Source organism: Devosia sp. GW821-FHT12F11 (assembly GCF_058806655.1).
This window is the reverse complement of the sequence record NZ_JBXAPX010000005.1, coordinates 302,130-316,278: the sequence shown is the minus strand read 5'-3', so window position 1 is coordinate 316,278 and position 14,149 is coordinate 302,130. Positions and strand designations below refer to the sequence as shown.

General features: G+C 65.2%; 19 protein-coding genes. 13 read left to right on the top strand and 6 right to left on the bottom strand.

The window, feature by feature from the left end:
- Positions 1–127 precede the first annotated feature (127 nt).
- The 7 genes from AC1ROK_RS17015 (at position 128) to AC1ROK_RS16985 (ending at position 5,333) form a co-directional block, all read left to right on the top strand.
- A complete protein-coding gene (locus AC1ROK_RS17015; protein WP_492849018.1) occupies positions 128–2,530 on the top strand; it encodes a circularly permuted type 2 ATP-grasp protein in 2,403 nt (800 codons plus the stop codon).
- Positions 2,531–2,541: 11 nt separating this feature from the next.
- A complete protein-coding gene (locus AC1ROK_RS17010) occupies positions 2,542–3,420 on the top strand; it encodes a transglutaminase family protein (RefSeq protein ID WP_492849016.1) in 879 nt (292 codons plus the stop codon).
- A gap of 197 nt (positions 3,421–3,617) precedes the next feature.
- Positions 3,618–3,785, top strand: a complete 168-nt coding sequence (locus AC1ROK_RS17005; RefSeq protein ID WP_492849014.1) for a hypothetical protein — start codon at positions 3,618–3,620, stop codon at positions 3,783–3,785.
- A 10-nt stretch (positions 3,786–3,795) separates the two neighbouring features.
- Entirely contained in the window at positions 3,796–3,954 is a 159-nt protein-coding gene (locus tag AC1ROK_RS17000; RefSeq protein ID WP_082434138.1) for a DUF3309 family protein, read from the top strand.
- 181 nt (positions 3,955–4,135) lie between these two features.
- The gene (locus AC1ROK_RS16995) at positions 4,136–4,528 is read left to right on the top strand and encodes an ElaB/YgaM/YqjD family protein (protein WP_492849012.1); all 393 of its coding nucleotides are present in this window, start codon (positions 4,136–4,138) and stop codon (positions 4,526–4,528) included.
- A 4-nt stretch (positions 4,529–4,532) separates the two neighbouring features.
- Positions 4,533–4,994: a hypothetical protein gene (locus AC1ROK_RS16990; RefSeq protein WP_492849010.1), complete on the top strand. Its 462-nt coding sequence runs from the start codon at positions 4,533–4,535 to the stop codon at positions 4,992–4,994.
- 105 nt (positions 4,995–5,099) lie between these two features.
- The gene (locus AC1ROK_RS16985; protein ID WP_492849008.1) at positions 5,100–5,333 is read left to right on the top strand and encodes a hypothetical protein; all 234 of its coding nucleotides are present in this window, start codon (positions 5,100–5,102) and stop codon (positions 5,331–5,333) included.
- Between the two features lie 141 nt (positions 5,334–5,474).
- On the opposite strand, the gene AC1ROK_RS16980 is transcribed toward AC1ROK_RS16985, so the two are convergent.
- The 3 genes from AC1ROK_RS16980 to AC1ROK_RS16970 form a co-directional block, all read right to left on the bottom strand.
- The gene (locus tag AC1ROK_RS16980) at positions 5,475–6,416 is read right to left on the bottom strand and encodes a diacylglycerol/lipid kinase family protein (protein WP_492849006.1); all 942 of its coding nucleotides are present in this window, start codon (positions 6,414–6,416) and stop codon (positions 5,475–5,477) included.
- A gap of 102 nt (positions 6,417–6,518) precedes the next feature.
- A complete protein-coding gene (locus tag AC1ROK_RS16975; RefSeq protein WP_492849004.1) occupies positions 6,519–7,913 on the bottom strand; it encodes a sensor histidine kinase in 1,395 nt (464 codons plus the stop codon).
- Between the two features lie 110 nt (positions 7,914–8,023).
- Positions 8,024–8,785 carry a Crp/Fnr family transcriptional regulator gene (locus AC1ROK_RS16970; RefSeq protein ID WP_492849002.1) on the bottom strand — a complete coding sequence of 254 codons (762 nt, stop codon included), beginning with the start codon at positions 8,783–8,785 and terminating at the stop codon, positions 8,024–8,026.
- A gap of 147 nt (positions 8,786–8,932) precedes the next feature.
- Here AC1ROK_RS16970 and AC1ROK_RS16965 point away from each other — a divergent pair, with 147 nt between their 5' ends.
- Positions 8,933–9,283 carry a hypothetical protein gene (locus AC1ROK_RS16965; protein WP_492849000.1) on the top strand — a complete coding sequence of 117 codons (351 nt, stop codon included), beginning with the start codon at positions 8,933–8,935 and terminating at the stop codon, positions 9,281–9,283.
- Positions 9,284–9,337: 54 nt separating this feature from the next.
- Here the strand turns inward: AC1ROK_RS16965 and AC1ROK_RS16960 are convergent, their stop codons facing one another.
- The gene (locus AC1ROK_RS16960; protein ID WP_492848998.1) at positions 9,338–9,892 is read right to left on the bottom strand and encodes an RNA polymerase sigma factor; all 555 of its coding nucleotides are present in this window, start codon (positions 9,890–9,892) and stop codon (positions 9,338–9,340) included.
- Positions 9,893–9,896: 4 nt separating this feature from the next.
- Positions 9,897–10,187 carry a NepR family anti-sigma factor gene (locus AC1ROK_RS16955; RefSeq protein ID WP_492848996.1) on the bottom strand — a complete coding sequence of 97 codons (291 nt, stop codon included), beginning with the start codon at positions 10,185–10,187 and terminating at the stop codon, positions 9,897–9,899.
- A gap of 74 nt (positions 10,188–10,261) precedes the next feature.
- Here AC1ROK_RS16955 and AC1ROK_RS16950 point away from each other — a divergent pair, with 74 nt between their 5' ends.
- The 3 genes from AC1ROK_RS16950 (at position 10,262) to AC1ROK_RS16940 (ending at position 12,054) form a co-directional block, all read left to right on the top strand.
- Positions 10,262–11,056 carry a response regulator gene (locus AC1ROK_RS16950; RefSeq protein ID WP_492848994.1) on the top strand — a complete coding sequence of 265 codons (795 nt, stop codon included), beginning with the start codon at positions 10,262–10,264 and terminating at the stop codon, positions 11,054–11,056.
- A 279-nt stretch (positions 11,057–11,335) separates the two neighbouring features.
- Positions 11,336–11,503 carry a DUF1328 domain-containing protein gene (locus AC1ROK_RS16945; protein WP_492848992.1) on the top strand — a complete coding sequence of 56 codons (168 nt, stop codon included), beginning with the start codon at positions 11,336–11,338 and terminating at the stop codon, positions 11,501–11,503.
- A 185-nt stretch (positions 11,504–11,688) separates the two neighbouring features.
- The gene (locus AC1ROK_RS16940) at positions 11,689–12,054 is read left to right on the top strand and encodes a YciI family protein (RefSeq protein WP_492848990.1); all 366 of its coding nucleotides are present in this window, start codon (positions 11,689–11,691) and stop codon (positions 12,052–12,054) included.
- A 55-nt stretch (positions 12,055–12,109) separates the two neighbouring features.
- Here AC1ROK_RS16940 and AC1ROK_RS16935 read toward each other — a convergent pair whose 3' ends face one another.
- A complete protein-coding gene (locus AC1ROK_RS16935; RefSeq protein WP_492848988.1) occupies positions 12,110–12,310 on the bottom strand; it encodes a CsbD family protein in 201 nt (66 codons plus the stop codon).
- 132 nt (positions 12,311–12,442) lie between these two features.
- Between AC1ROK_RS16935 and AC1ROK_RS16930 the strand changes: the two genes are divergently transcribed.
- Together AC1ROK_RS16930 and AC1ROK_RS16925 are read left to right on the top strand one after the other, a co-directional pair.
- On the top strand, positions 12,443–13,225 hold the full coding sequence (locus AC1ROK_RS16930; protein ID WP_492848986.1) for an ABC transporter ATP-binding protein: 783 nt from the start codon (positions 12,443–12,445) through the stop codon (positions 13,223–13,225).
- A gap of 147 nt (positions 13,226–13,372) precedes the next feature.
- Positions 13,373–14,137 (top strand): transporter substrate-binding domain-containing protein, encoded by a 765-nt coding sequence (locus AC1ROK_RS16925; RefSeq protein ID WP_492848984.1) that lies wholly within the window; start codon positions 13,373–13,375, stop codon positions 14,135–14,137.
- The last annotated feature ends 12 nt before the right edge of the window (positions 14,138–14,149 follow it).

The window sequence follows — 14,149 nt, the reverse complement described above, 5'->3', positions numbered from 1 at the left end:
CCTCCCCCTTCATGGGGGAGGCCGGGAGGGGGCCGTCTGCTTCAGTCAGCACACTCTCCCCCAATCTTACCCATTCCCGCCAATTCCCCCTTGCCATTCCACCCGCATCCGCTAGCGCTATTTCCCCATGGATAAGCGGAATCAACGGCAGGCTAGAAAGCGCGGGGCGCCGAGCCTTGTTGCCGACTACAAGCTGTTGCCGGGTGTTCCGGACGAAATGCTCGACGCTGGGGGGCAGATCCGCCCGAGCTGGGCGCCGCTGATCTCGGCGCTCGACGAGCTCGGGCACGAGGAACTGGCGGGCCGCTTCGAGCGCGCCGACCAATATCTGCGCGATGCCGGCGTCTATTATCGCAAATATGATGGCGCCGAGGGCAAGGAGCGCGCCTGGCCGCTGGCGCATGTGCCGCTGATCCTCGACGAGAGCGAGTGGCTCACCATCACGCACGGCCTGACGCAGCGCGCCGAGCTGCTCGAAACCATCGTTGCCGACATCTATGGCGATAACCAACTGGTGCAGCGCGGCCTGCTGCCGCCCGAGCTGATCGCGCGCAACGACGAGTTTCTGCGTCCGATGGTCGGGGTTCGTCCGGCCAGCGGGCATTTCCTCCATTTCTGCGCCTTCGAGCTCGGCCGCGGCCCGGATGGCGGCTGGTGGGTGCTGGGCGATCGCACCCAGGCGCCGTCGGGCGCCGGCTTTGCCGTCGAGAACCGCGTCGCCACCACCCGCGCCCTCTCCGATATCTATGGCGAGATGCATGTGCATCGGCTCGCCGGCTTCTTCCGTGGCTTCCGCGACGCGCTGACCGGCATCGCCACCGATGGCCGGGTCGGCATCCTGACGCCGGGCCAGCACAACGAGACCTATTTCGAGCACGCCTATATCGCCCGTTATCTCGGCTTCACCCTGCTCGAGGGCGAGGACCTGGTGGTCGACAATGGCCAGGTGATGGTGCGCACCGTCTCCGGCCTGCAGCCGATCAGCGTGTTGTGGCGGCGCATGGATGCGAGCTTCGTCGATCCGCTCGAGCTGCGCTATGACAGCCATATCGGCACGCCCGGTCTCACCGAGGCGCTGCGCCAGGGCACCATCTCGATGGTCAATGCACTGGGCACCGGCATCCTCGAGACCCGCGCCTTTTCGGCCTTCATGCCCAACCTCTGCCGGGCGCTGACCGGGCGCGAGCTCGAGCTGCCCTCGATCGCCACCTGGTGGTGCGGTGGCGCGGCCGAACGGCAGCACGTCATCGACAATTTCAACACGATGATGGTTGGGTCGGCCTTCGCCACCGGCCTCGCCATCGAGGATCAGCGCGGCACCGTGGTTGGCGGTGCGCTGCCCGAAGCCGAGCGGCAGGCGCTGCGCGCCCGGCTCGAAACCGAAGGCGGCCGCTTTGTCGGCCAGGAGCAGGTGCAGCTCTCCACTGCTCCGGTCTATGTCGGCGGCAAGCTCGAGCCGAGGCCGATGACGCTGCGCGTCTATGCCGCCCGCACCCGCGAGGGCTGGACGGTGATGCCCGGCGGCTTCGCCCGGGTCGGCTCGACCCAGGATTCGACCGCCATCGCCATGCAGCGCGGCGGCCAGGCGGCCGACGTCTGGGTGGTGAGCAAGCAACCCGTCGAGCGGGTCACGCTGCTGCCGACCGAAGGCGAAAAGCTGGTCCGCATGTCCTCGGGGAGCCTCCCCAGCCGCGCCGCCGACAACCTGATCTGGCTCGGCCGCTACGCCGAACGCTGTGAGGCCATGGTGCGGATTCTCCGCGCCTACAACGCTCGGCTGGCCGAGATCTCCAACACCGACCAGGCGATCTTGACCGATACCCGGGCCTATCTCGACGGCATCGGCGTCGATGCGGCGGTGCCGCTGCCGCCGGGCCTGCTCGCTGCCATCGACAGCGCCGTGCACAGCGCCAGCCAGATCCGCGACCGCTTTTCGCCCGATGGCTGGCTGGCCCTGACCGATTTGCGCAAGACCGCCCGAAGCTTCTCGCAGCGCGTGCTGCCCGGCGACGATGCGACCCGCGCCATGACCGTGCTGCTGCGCAAGCTCGCGGGCTTTTCCGGCCTCGTGCACGAAAACATGTACCGTTTTGCCGGCTGGCGCTTCCTCGAGATCGGCCGCCGGCTCGAGCGCGGCATCCAGATCGCCCACAGTGTCGCCTGGTGTACGCGCAAGGGCGCGCCCGAGGGGGCGCTCGACCTGCTGCTGGAAGTCGGCGACAGCGTCATGACGCATCGCCGCCGCTATGCGGTGAGCGCCGGGGTCAATTCCTATGTCGACCTTTTGGTCCTCGACCCGCTAAACCCGCGCTCGGTGCGGTTCCAGATCGCCGAACTCTACCAGCAGCTCGAGCAGCTGCCCGGCGGCCTCGAGGACGGGCATTTGTCCATGGCGGCCAAGGCCGCGCTGACGCTCGATACCGAGCTGCGCGTCACCGAGCCCGAGGACATGACGACGTCGAAGATCAACCGGCTGGGCATCGAGATCGGCAATCTCGCCGGGCTCATTGCCGACGCCTATTTCGTCTGAGGAGGCGAGCCGTGCTCTACGACGTCCGGCTCGAACTGCACTACGACTACAAGGCCTCGGTGCATGGCGACCGCCACCTGGTCCGTGTCGCCCCGATCTCTATTCCCAACGCGCAGCGGGTCATCGCCTCGTCGCTGTCGTTCGAACCGCGCCCCGAGCAGGAAACCACCTTCTCCGATTATTTCGGCAACCTCGTCACCACCATCGCGTACGCCGGCCGGCACGATCATCTCGATGTGCGGCTCACGGCCCGGGTGCAGGTCGAGGATCTGGCGACCCCGGTCGATCTCTCCCCTACGCTTGCCGGGTTGAAGCAGGAACTGGCGGCGCTTTGGTCGGTGGCGCCGGATTCGCCGCAGCATTTCCTTTCCGCCTCACCGCGCATCCCGCTCGCCCCTGAGATCACCGATTACGCCCGGAACTCGGCGGCCGGCGATCAATCGGTCTACGCCACGGCGATGGATCTCTGCCTCAGGATCCACCGCGATTTCCGCTACGACAAGGACGCCACCAAGGTCGATACCGGCCCGGTCGAGGCTTTTGCGCTGAAGCGCGGCGTCTGCCAGGACTTTGCCCATGTGATGATCGCGGGGCTGCGCGGCCTCGGCATCCCCGCCGGCTATGTCTCGGGGTTCCTCCGCACCATTCCGCCCAAGGGCAAGCCACGGCTAGAAGGCGCCGACGCCATGCACGCCTGGGTGCGCGTCTGGTGCGGCCAACATTCCGGCTGGCTCGAGTTCGACCCCACCAACGCCATGCTGGCCGGCCCCGACCACATCACCATCGGGCACGGCCGCGACTATTCCGACATCTCGCCGATCGTCGGCGTGCTCCGCACCAGCGGCGGCCATACGGCCAAGCAATCGGTCGACGTGGTGCGGGTCGAATAGAGCGCCTCACACACCGCTCTCTCCGTGATCCGCCCCCGGGGGGCGGGTGAGGATTCTGCACCTCCACCGCTCCCAATCACACTTTTCAACCCGCCCCGGAACCAATTGTGGCGGGCTCCGTTATTGGGCTGACGCGCCAACGAGCGGCGTGTCTGCCGGCCCTCCCTCCGGCAGCACCATGCAGAGGAACGAGAGCGATGACCCAACTTGAGATCGCCAACCTGGAACATGCCGCCCGCTCGGCCGTCGCGTGGATCCCTGAAGGATATGACGGGCGTACGCACTACGGTGCCGTCCTTGCGGCGATCGTCCCTGCCGCAGGCATCCTTGCCGTAGCCGCGACCCTCCTCCTGTCAGTCTTCTAGGAGAATCCCTATGACCTTGAGCACGATCATCATCATTCTGCTGATCCTGCTGTTGATCGGCGCCATACCGGCCTGGCCCTACTCCCGCTCCTGGGGAGCTTACCCCTCCGGTATTCTCGGCGTCGTGCTCGTCATCGTCATCATCCTCGTGTTGATGCGCGTATTCTGACGGGCTTCTGCGAGCCAAGGTCGCCCCCCTTGCGGCTCGCCATCGCACCCCAGTTCGCCCCCGGACTGGGGTGCACTTGTTTTGATCTAACGCAAACGAGCAATCCGCCGGCACAGCTAGACTGGAACCTGATTACGACCGGTCGCGTTGTGACTTTCAGTCCTCAAAAGGAGTCCAGAACATGGCTTCGACCACCGATATGGCCCCCAACCGCACTGCCGCTGCAAAAACCCCAGCCCGCCGCGCCGCCAATGGTCCACGCCGCGCTGCGGCACGGCAAAGCCAAAGCCGTGAGGACGACCTCTCGGCCCAGGTGCAGCAGCTGCAATCCGACCTGAAGTCGATCGCGGCGACACTGGCGAGCCTCGCCGAGGACAAGGTTCACGATGCCCAGAAGCTGGCCAAGCGCGAGGTGAAGAACCTTGCCAGCAGCGGCCAAAGCGCCATCGAGGATGTACAGGACGAGTTCGGCCAGCTCGAAAAGCAGATCAAGGACACCATCCGCGAAAAGCCGCTGACCGCCGTTGCCGGCGCCATCGCCTTGGGCTTCGTTCTCGCCGTCGTTTCGAGGTAGGCCCATGCACCTCCTCGCTTTGGCGGCGTCGGTCCTCGGGATCGAGGTCGACGAGTTGCTCGAGCATTTCAAGCGGAACGCCATGGCCTGGTCGGCCGTGGCGCTCTTTGCGTTGATCGCACTGGTCTTCGTGCTGGTGGCGCTCAATGCCTGGTTCACGCTGATGTGGGGCCCCATCATCGCGCCGCTGGTGATCGCCGCCGGGGCGCTGGTGATCTCACTGGGTATCTATGCGGCTATCGCCATTATCGACAGCATCGCCAAAAAACGTGCGGCGCAGCGCCGCAATGCCGCCGAAAAGACCGCTTTGGTCACCACCGCGGCCCTTACCGCTTTGCCATTGGTGATGAAGTCGGACCTGATGCGAAAGATCGGCATTCCGATCGGCGGCGCGCTGGCCGCGGCGTATCTCCTGTCCAAGCCCGGCAACTCGCATGGCCACAGCAACGGCCACGATCCGGACTGATCACTTCCGTCATTTGTCGGGAACCGGGTCAAACGGCCCGCGTTATCTGATGCACCTGCACTGACTGCGGGTGAGGCCAACGAAAGATTTCCAGGAGTGTGAGCTATGACCCACATCAAACGGAAGATCGTGACCATTCTGACCGACGACCACATTGCGGATGCTGAGAAGATCACCATCCTGCGTCAGCTCGAGGCGGACTCCCTCTCCAAGGAGCGTAGCGCCACCGAAGGCATGACCCCGGTCGACGGCGACGATGGCGAAGACCTGAAGGCCATCGAGAACGCCCTGCGCAAGCTGGGCCAGGAGCCGGTGGAAGCAGGGGCAGCAAGCCTCTGAGTGCAAGAGTTCGAGTAGATTGCTCACCCCGCCCAAGTGGCGGGGTGTTCGTATTTGGGGCGTCGTAGTTTGCGCGGACAGTCCACAGTGCGCCCCCTCCCCCCACAGGGGCGAGGGGGCGCTGTGGTGCAGCCGGCGTCTTCAAGCCGCTTCGATCTGCGGGTCCTCGCGCTCCGGCGCTGCATCCACTGCCGGCAGCATGACCTTCAGCCCGCCGGCATGGATCCTCAGATCGACCTGCCTTTCGAGCGGAATGAGTTCGCCGTCGATCACCGCCAGCGCCGACGCCTTGCGATGCGGGAACCGGAGGCTCACCTGCGCCACCTCGCGCTCGGACACCAGCGGATGCGCCTTCCAGTTGCCGAAGGCCAGCGACAGCGCCAGTCGCGCCAGCTCCGCCGGCGGCATGGGCTTGACCACATAGACCCCGAGCACGCCGCGATCGACTGCCTCGGCGTAGGGCACGTGGCCCTCCCCCAGCACATTGTTGGAGACGGCGATCGCGGTCGCCTTGCGCCGCTCGGTGCCCTGCCGGGTGCTGATTTCGGCGTCGAACACCAGTGGGCGCGACAGCGCCAGCCCGACCGCCCTGAGGCTGGCCAGCATCTTGCCCCAGCGGCTGTGATAGGTGAGCTCGTTGCGGATACGAACCAGCCGCGAGTGGAGCCCCACCGAGAACTGGTGGACGAACGGCCGCCCGTTGGCGGTGGCGATATCGACCGCCGCAACCTGCCCCCGCGCTATCGCGCCGAGCGCGGCTTCGAGCTGCAGTGGCACGCCAAGCGAGCGGGCAAACAGGTTCATCGTGCCGGCCGGGAGCACCGCCAGCGCCATCTTGTGGGCAAAGCAGATGCCTGCCGCAGCGGAGATCGTGCCGTCACCGCCGCCCGCCAGCACCACTTCGGAGGCCGGATCGGCAGCCGCGCGCTCGAGCTCCGCAATCAACTGCTCGCCGCCGACCACCCGGCATTCGATGCTCTGGCCGTGTTCGGCAAAGATCCGTTCGGCCGAGGCGACGAACGCCGCCATGTCCATGGTGCGAAAGGTGCCGCCGTCCTTGTTGAACACCCCGACGAAATGCATGTTGCCCCCACGATTGGCCGGTCTCCAGCGCAACGGCCCCGCCTGGCCCCGGGTTCCGCCGCAGCTGAAGTGCACAGGCCGATCGCTCCGATCGACCTTACCCTACTCCGCCGGCACATCCAGTCGCGGCAGCTTCACCGTGATCGCGGTCCCGCCGCCCTCCCGCGCCCGGTATTCCGGCTCGCTCCCACCGAACTGCCGCGCCAGCTGTTTGACGATCAGCGCGCCAAGCCCCTCCTGCCCATTCTTGGCGCCGATGCCGCGCCCGTTATCCTCGACGGTGAGCGATGTGATCCCGTCCTCGCCCCGCTCGAAGCGGATATGCACCGTGCCGGCCTGGCCTTCGGCAAAGGCGTGCTTGAGTGCATTGGTGACCAGCTCGCTGACCACGATCCCCAGCGTCGTCGCATCGCGCGCCGGGATGATCATCGGCTCGAGGTGCTTTTCGAACGTTACGGCCTTGTCGGGCGGCATGGCGGCGGCGAGGTCATCGATCACGTCGGTGAGAAACTCGGCCGCGTCGGTGGTTTCGAGGTCGGGCCCGAGCCGCAGCCGCCGGTGGCCCGAGGCAATCGCCTGCACCCTGAGCTGGGCCGCTTCCAGCGCGTTGCGCACTTCGTCCGACGAGGTGCGCGCCAGCTGCAGGCCGAGCAGCGACGACACCGTCGCCAGCGAATTGCCGATCCGGTGATTGGTATCCTGCAGCAGCGTCTCGAGCCGGGCCCGCTCGCGCTCGGCATGGCCGCGCGCTTCCTCGGCTTCGGCGGTGCGGGCGCGAACATGCGCCTCGAGTTCCTCGTTGACCGTGCGCAACCGGTTCTGCTGCTGCGCCAGGGCCGCCACTTTGCGCTGCGAACGCGACAACAGCGAATAGGCAAGAATGGCCGCCGCGGCGAGGGCAGCAAGAATGGTGGCGACCAGCAGTTGTCGGTAGAACTCCATCCGGCCGTTGCGCTCGATCAGCTTGGCGTCTTCTTCCCCGATCATCTGGCGCAGCACGGTGCGGATCCGTTCCATCAGCTCGAGCCCGGTGTCGGAGCGCAGCAAGGCGAGCGCCTCGGCGCTCTGGCCCGAAGACATCAGCTCGATGGTGCGCGCCATTTCGGCCCGCTTCGCATCGAGATCGGGCACCAGCCCCTCGATGCGACTGAGTTGTGTCGGGTTGTCGCTGATCAACGATAACAGGCTCTGATAGGTCTGGCTCAGCTTGCCGACGGCGACATTGTAGGGGTCGAGATAGGCTTGGTCCCGGGTGATCAGATAACCGCGCTGCCCGGTTTCGGCATCGACCACCGCCAGCACCAGCTCGCGCGCCTGCCGCCGGATCTCGTAGGTCTTGGCGATGTCGGCGAGTTGGCTGTCGACGGTCCGCACCATGTAAAGCGACGCCGCCACCGCCACCAGCACCAGCGTCAGCGAGGCCAAAATGGCGATGCGCCGCACGATGCCGCGCCGCGGCGCAACGGCTTCGACGGGCTGAGTGCTGACATCAAGCATCAAGGCGCCGTCCTCATCGGGGGATGGTGCTGGACAGTCCGGCGTTGCCCCCCGGACCAAGCAATGATCGGTACATGCCTAGCTCCGGGCGGTGGCAACAATGCGACCCTTCATATCAGCGGCCGCTTCCGGTCGGTGAGGCCGCTCCAGCCGGCGATGTCGGCCAGCGCCTCCGGGTCGAGCACCTCGCAGGCCCGGTCATGCCAGCGGATCAGCTGCCGCTCGGCCAGCTTGCGCAACGTCTTGTTGGTGTGGACGATCGACAGCCCGAGCGTGTCGGCCACGTGCTGCTGGGTGATCGGGATCAGGCGTTTCGAGGCCTTGGCCTGCCCCACCTGCTCGGACCGCTGGTACAGGAATGCGATCAGGTACGCCGCCCGCTCCATGGCGCTGCGGCGCCCGACGCTCAACAGGTTCTCGTCGAGCATCCGCTCCTCGCGCGAGGCGAGCCAGGTGACGTCGAAGGCGAGGCCGGGATGGTTCTCGAACAGCGTCGGCAGGGTATCGCGCTGGAACACGCACAACACCACCGGCGACAACGACTCCACCGAATGCTCCATCTCGCCGATCACCGAACCCTGCAGACCAACGAGGTCCCCAGGCAAGAGGTAGTTGAGGATCTGCCGGCGCCCATCCTCCAGCGTCTTGAAGCGGAAGGCCCAGCCCGAGAGCAAGGTGAACAGTTGCGCGCTGTGCGCCCCCTCCGCGAGGATGGTGGAACTGGGCTCGCTCACCAGTTCGCCGCGCTTGAAGCTGGACACGAACTTCAGCTCTTCCGGCGTGAAATCGCGAAAGTGCTCGTTATCCCTGAGGGGACACGCTTCACAAGGGATGCGGCGGGCATGGGCGACGGTGGCCAGGGCAGTGCTCACGACTGGATGGTTGCCGCAGCATGCCCCAATGGCGGGGGAACGCAACTGCCGGAACGGGCCAAACTTCCAAGGTGCATGTCTTTGTTAAATGACCCAGGCGCGAGGGCTGTGGACGATGCGCCCAACCACCGCGTCATGGAACCATAAATGCACGGATTGCATGCCCTCGTCGTTGAGGACGAATATCTCGTCGCCGCCGATATCGAACAGACGCTGCGCGCTGCGGGGGCCGCCGACGTCACGATCAAAGGCGACGCAGACGCCGCTCGCACCCTCGACCTTTCGGCCTTTGCCCTTGCGGTGATCGAGGCGCGGTTCGGCAGCGCCGATGCCGTGGCGCTCTGCGCCGCCCTGCGCGCCGCCCGCGTTCCCGTCGTCGTGACTTCGGCTGACCAGGCAGTCCAAGCAATGTTCACCGGCGCGACCCCACTCGCTAAGCCGTTCGACACTGAGGCGTTGTTAGCGGCATGCGCCGCCGCGAGGCAGCGTAGCCCCTGAGCTTTCAAGCCGAGCTCGACAGGGATCGCCTGTCGAGCCCGATGGCCGAGCGATCTATGTGAAGCGCGGCAAGGTGGTGACCTGCGCCGACACCGCGTCTGGCCCGTAATCGCCTTCGCCGGTGACCTTGAGCAGTTCCTGCAGTTTGGTGCGAGCCCGGCTGACTCGGCTTTTCATTGTGCCGATCGCACATTTGCAGATCTCGGCCGCCTCCTCGTAGGAAAACCCGGAGGCCCCGATCAGGATGATCGCTTCGCGCTGGTCGTCAGGCAACTGGTCGAGCGCCCGGCGAAAGTCGCCCAGGTCCATCACGCCATATTGCGATGGATGCACCGCCATGCGCTCTGTGAAGGCGCCGTCGGTGTCCTGCACCTCGCGGCCACGCTTGCGCATCTGGCTGTAGAACTCGTTGCGAAGGATGGTGAACAGCCATGCCTTCATGTTGGTGCCCATCTCGAAGCTGTCCTGCTTCGCCCAGGCCTTCATCACCGTGTCCTGCACCAGGTCGTCCGCCTTGTCGTGCCGCCCGGACAGCGACACCGCAAAGGCGCGCAGACTTGGCAGTGTGGACAGCAGTTCTCGCTTGAAGCTCGGCTTCTCGGCTTCCATGGCGCTATTTACCCTTCGCGGGCTTGGACTGCTTTTCCACCGCATCGAGCTGCTCAAGCAGGTCGATCAGCTTTGATGGGATTTCTTCGCTCTGTACCGCTCCATAGAGCGCTCGAAGCTTGTTACCGATGTCGGAATTTGGCCCCAGTCCATCGTCGCGGCGCCGCCGTAGCATGCCCAAATCATTCATTGTTGTCTTGTCTCGCATAAACCCTTCGCCCCACAGCAGGATCTGACGCCCCATACTCCAGCCGCGGCAAACTAAATGCGCGGTGGCAAAAAAAGTTCCGAACATGCTGGAACCAAGTTTTCCGCATCCCCGTTCTTCAGCATGGTAGGCTCTAAAAGCGTCACGGGAGTAGATTGTCGATGTCCCTTTCCACGCGGATCGCACCGCATCTTCCTTATTTGCGCCGGTTTTCGCGCGCCGTCACCGGCTCGCAGACTTCGGGGGACGCTTATGTAGCGGCGACCCTTGAGGCTTTGATCGCCGATCTCAGCATCTTTCCTGAAGCCAGCAACGACCGGATTGCGCTCTACAAGCTCTATTCGGCGCTGTTCTCCAGTTCAGCCATCCGAGTGCCGGAGCCGAGTTCGACCTTTCCCTGGGAGTCGCGGGCAGCGGCAAACCTCGCCAACCTCGCACCCCGTCCGCGGCAGGCCTTCCTGCTGGTGGCAGTCGAGGGCTTCAGCCACGATGAGGCATCCGAGATCCTCAGTGTCACGTCAGCCGAATTCGCTGACCTCCTCGCTCAGGCTTCGGCAGATATCTCACGCCAGGTAGCGACCGATATCCTGATCATCGAAGACGAGCCTTTGATCGCCATGGATATCGAGCAGATGGTCGAAGGTCTCGGCCACCGTGTGGTCGGCATTGCCCGCACCCACAAGGAGGCGGTGGCGCTCTACCACAAGACCCAGCCGCGTATGATCCTCGCCGATATCCAGCTCGCCGACGGCTCCTCGGGCATCGACGCCGTCAACGATATCCTGCACGCCCATCCGATCCCGGTGATCTTCATCACCGCCTTCCCGGAGCGGCTGCTGACCGGCGAACGGCCGGAACCGACTTTCCTCGTCACCAAGCCGTTCAACCCCGACATGGTGCGGGCGCTGATCAGCCAGGCGCTGTTCTTCGACGAAGGCTCGCGCGCCGCGGCCTGACGAACTCCGGACGCCCCTCCGGATTTGGGCCGGGCTCTGCCCGGCTCTTTTTTGCGCGGAGCCGCAGGGCTCTCGCTCCCTCCCCTCGATATGGGGGTTAACCCTGCACCCTCGGTGCTCCTTCACCGCGTACCAGGGGAGGAGCACGGAGAGCCCGGCGGCTGTTCATATGCGATAGCCCTCCCCTCGAAGGGGGGCCTTGAAGATCGGCGCAAGCCAACCGGGAACCCAACCCACGCCCGGTCGTTACTCCCCTGACGGATCGATGGAGTAACGAGAATGCTGCAATACGCTCTGCTCTTCCTGGTCATCGCGCTGGTCGCTGGCGTCCTCGGCTTTGGCGGTATCGCGGGGACCGCGTCGGGTATCGCGCAGATCCTGTTCTTCCTGTTCCTCGCCTTCCTGGTGATCTCGCTGATCATCGGCCTGTTCCGGCGCGCTTCGTAAGAGCGCGCGAGAAACTCAGACCGTCCCAAGCCGGGTCCGCGGTCTGAGGTGGCAGCGGCTCCGTCCAAGTGGACGGGGCCGCTAGCTTTTGCGCGCCCGGCAAGCGAAATTCGTGGCCCCGCTGTCGAATCCGGACCGCCTGGTTCGATTAGGAGAGAAGCCTTGCCCGTCCTGAGGAGACAGCCATGACCCAGTACCTCGTCGCCATCCATCACCCCGATGATTTCGAACCGAACTCAGAGAGCGATGAGACGCGCCGCGACATCGCCGACCTAAACGTCGCCATGCAGGCGGCGGGTATCGTGATGTTCGTCGGCGGCCTCGATCGCCCCGGCGCGGCCAAAGCCGTCCGCCGTAAGCCCGAGGGCGGCCTGCTCGTCACCGACGGCCCCTATATCGAGACTAAGGAGCACATCGGCGGCTTCTGGGTGCTGGAGCTTCCCGACATGGACGCAGCGCTCGACTGGGGGAAACGGGCGGCAGTCGCCTGCCGGGCACCGGTCGAGGTGCGCGCTTTCGGAACGCTGGAGGATAGGGACAAGGGGCACTGAAACAAATAAAAGCCCCGCCGAGGCGGGGCTCAGTTTTCATAGCTGTCTGAACCGCTTAGTGCAGGCGGTTGAACCAGTCGTCGACTTCGCGCTCGGCCTCTTCCTGGGCCTTGCCGTAGCGTTCCTGGATCTTGCCGCTGAGCTGCTTCCGGTTGCCCTTGATGATATCAAGGTCGTTGTCGGTCAGCTTGCCCCACTGGGTCTGGACCTTGCCTTTGAACTGCTCCCAGTTGCCTTCCATCTGGTTCCAATTCATCTGCAATCTCCTTTTTCTGCTGAGGAAAACCAGCCACCGTACCGGGTGGCTGCTGTCGGACTAACGCTTCGCCGGGGGCTCGGTTCCGCAAAACCCTTGCCACACGCCCCGCCATTGGCTTTGGTGCGGCGGATGCAGAACCCCCTCGCCCCGCCCGTCGTCGAAATCGTCGATCTCCATAAATCCTACGGCCCGCTCGAGGTGCTGAAGGGCGTCTCCCTCACCGCCCGCCAGGGCGAGGTGGTGGCGCTGATCGGCTCCTCCGGCTCGGGCAAATCGACGCTGCTGCGCTGCATCAACATGCTCGAAGTGCCCGAGAGCGGCACGGTGAAGGTCGGCGGCGAGGAGATCGCGCTCACCGGCCACCCGCCGCACCGAAGGCCCGCCGACGAGCAGCAGATCCGCCGCATCCGCTCCGAGCTCGGTATGGTGTTCCAGTCGTTCAACCTGTGGAGCCACATGACCATTCTCGGCAATGTCATGGAAGCGCCGCTGCGGGTGCAGAAGCGCGACAAGGCGGAAGTTCAGGCCGAAGCGCTGGAAATGCTGGCCAAGGTCGGCATCCGCGAGAAGGCCGCGAGCTACCCCAGCCAGCTCTCGGGTGGCCAGCAGCAGCGCGCCGCCATCGCCCGGGCGCTCTGCATCAACCCGAAGGTCATGCTGTTCGACGAGCCGACCTCGGCGCTCGACCCCGAGCTCGAAGTGGAGGTGCTGCGGGTCATTAAGCTGTTGGCCGACGAAGGCCGCACCATGATCCTCGTCACCCACGACATGCAGTTCGCCAAGACCATCGCCGACCGCGTCATCTTCCTGCACCAGGGCAAGATCGAGGAGGAAGGCACCGCGGCCGAAGTGTTCGGCGCCACCCGCTCGGCCCGCCTCAAGCAGTTCCTCAGCGCCGCCGGCCACGGCTGATTGCAACAATTCGCAAACGATTGACCGAACGGTAAAAAGCGCTAGCGTTGCGCTTCATGTGCCGCCCGACGGGCGGCACAACCCAATCAGCCGGTGGTGGGACCGGCCAGAACGCCGGCCAAGACCGGCGGTGTGACAGGAGAGACTATGAACAAGTTCGTTCTGGCGGCAGCGGCGGCAGCCCTCGCCATGTTCGCGACCGGCGCCAATGCGCAGGCCATCCGCATTGCCACGGAAGGCGCCTATGCGCCTTGGAACTTCCTCGATGAAAGCGGCAAGCCGGCCGGCTTCGAGATCGACCTCGGCAACGAGATCTGCAAGCGCGCCGCGCTCGAATGCACCTTCCAGGTCAACGAGTGGGACTCGATCATCCCCAACCTCGTCGCCGGCAACTACGACCTGATCATGGCCGGCATGTCGATCACCGACGAGCGCAAGCAGACCATCGACTTCACCACCAACTACTTCCCGCCCGATCCTTCCAACTACATGGTCCGCACCGGCACCCAGCTCGATTTCAACGCGCTCTCGGGCAAGAATATCGGGGTCCAGGGCGGCACCATCCAGGCCGGCTTCGCCGAGACCACCTTCGGCGCCAACAACACCATCAAGTCGTTCGAGACCGCCGACCAGGCGCTGGCCGACCTCAATGCCGGCAATGTCGACGTGGTGCTCGCCGACGGCTCCTACATCTCGGAGATCGTTGCCGGTTCGGGCGGCGCCATCGAAGTGGTGGGCCCCGAAGTGATGCTCGGCAACGGCGTCGGCGCGGGCCTGCGCAAGGCCGATACGGAGCTGCGCGACAAGCTGACCGGTGTCATCGACGAAATGAAGAAGGACGGCTCGCTCGACGCCCTGATCATCAAGTGGTTCCCGGACAAGGCGCCGGGCCCGATCTTCGCAGGCGGCTGAACCCTCACGTAA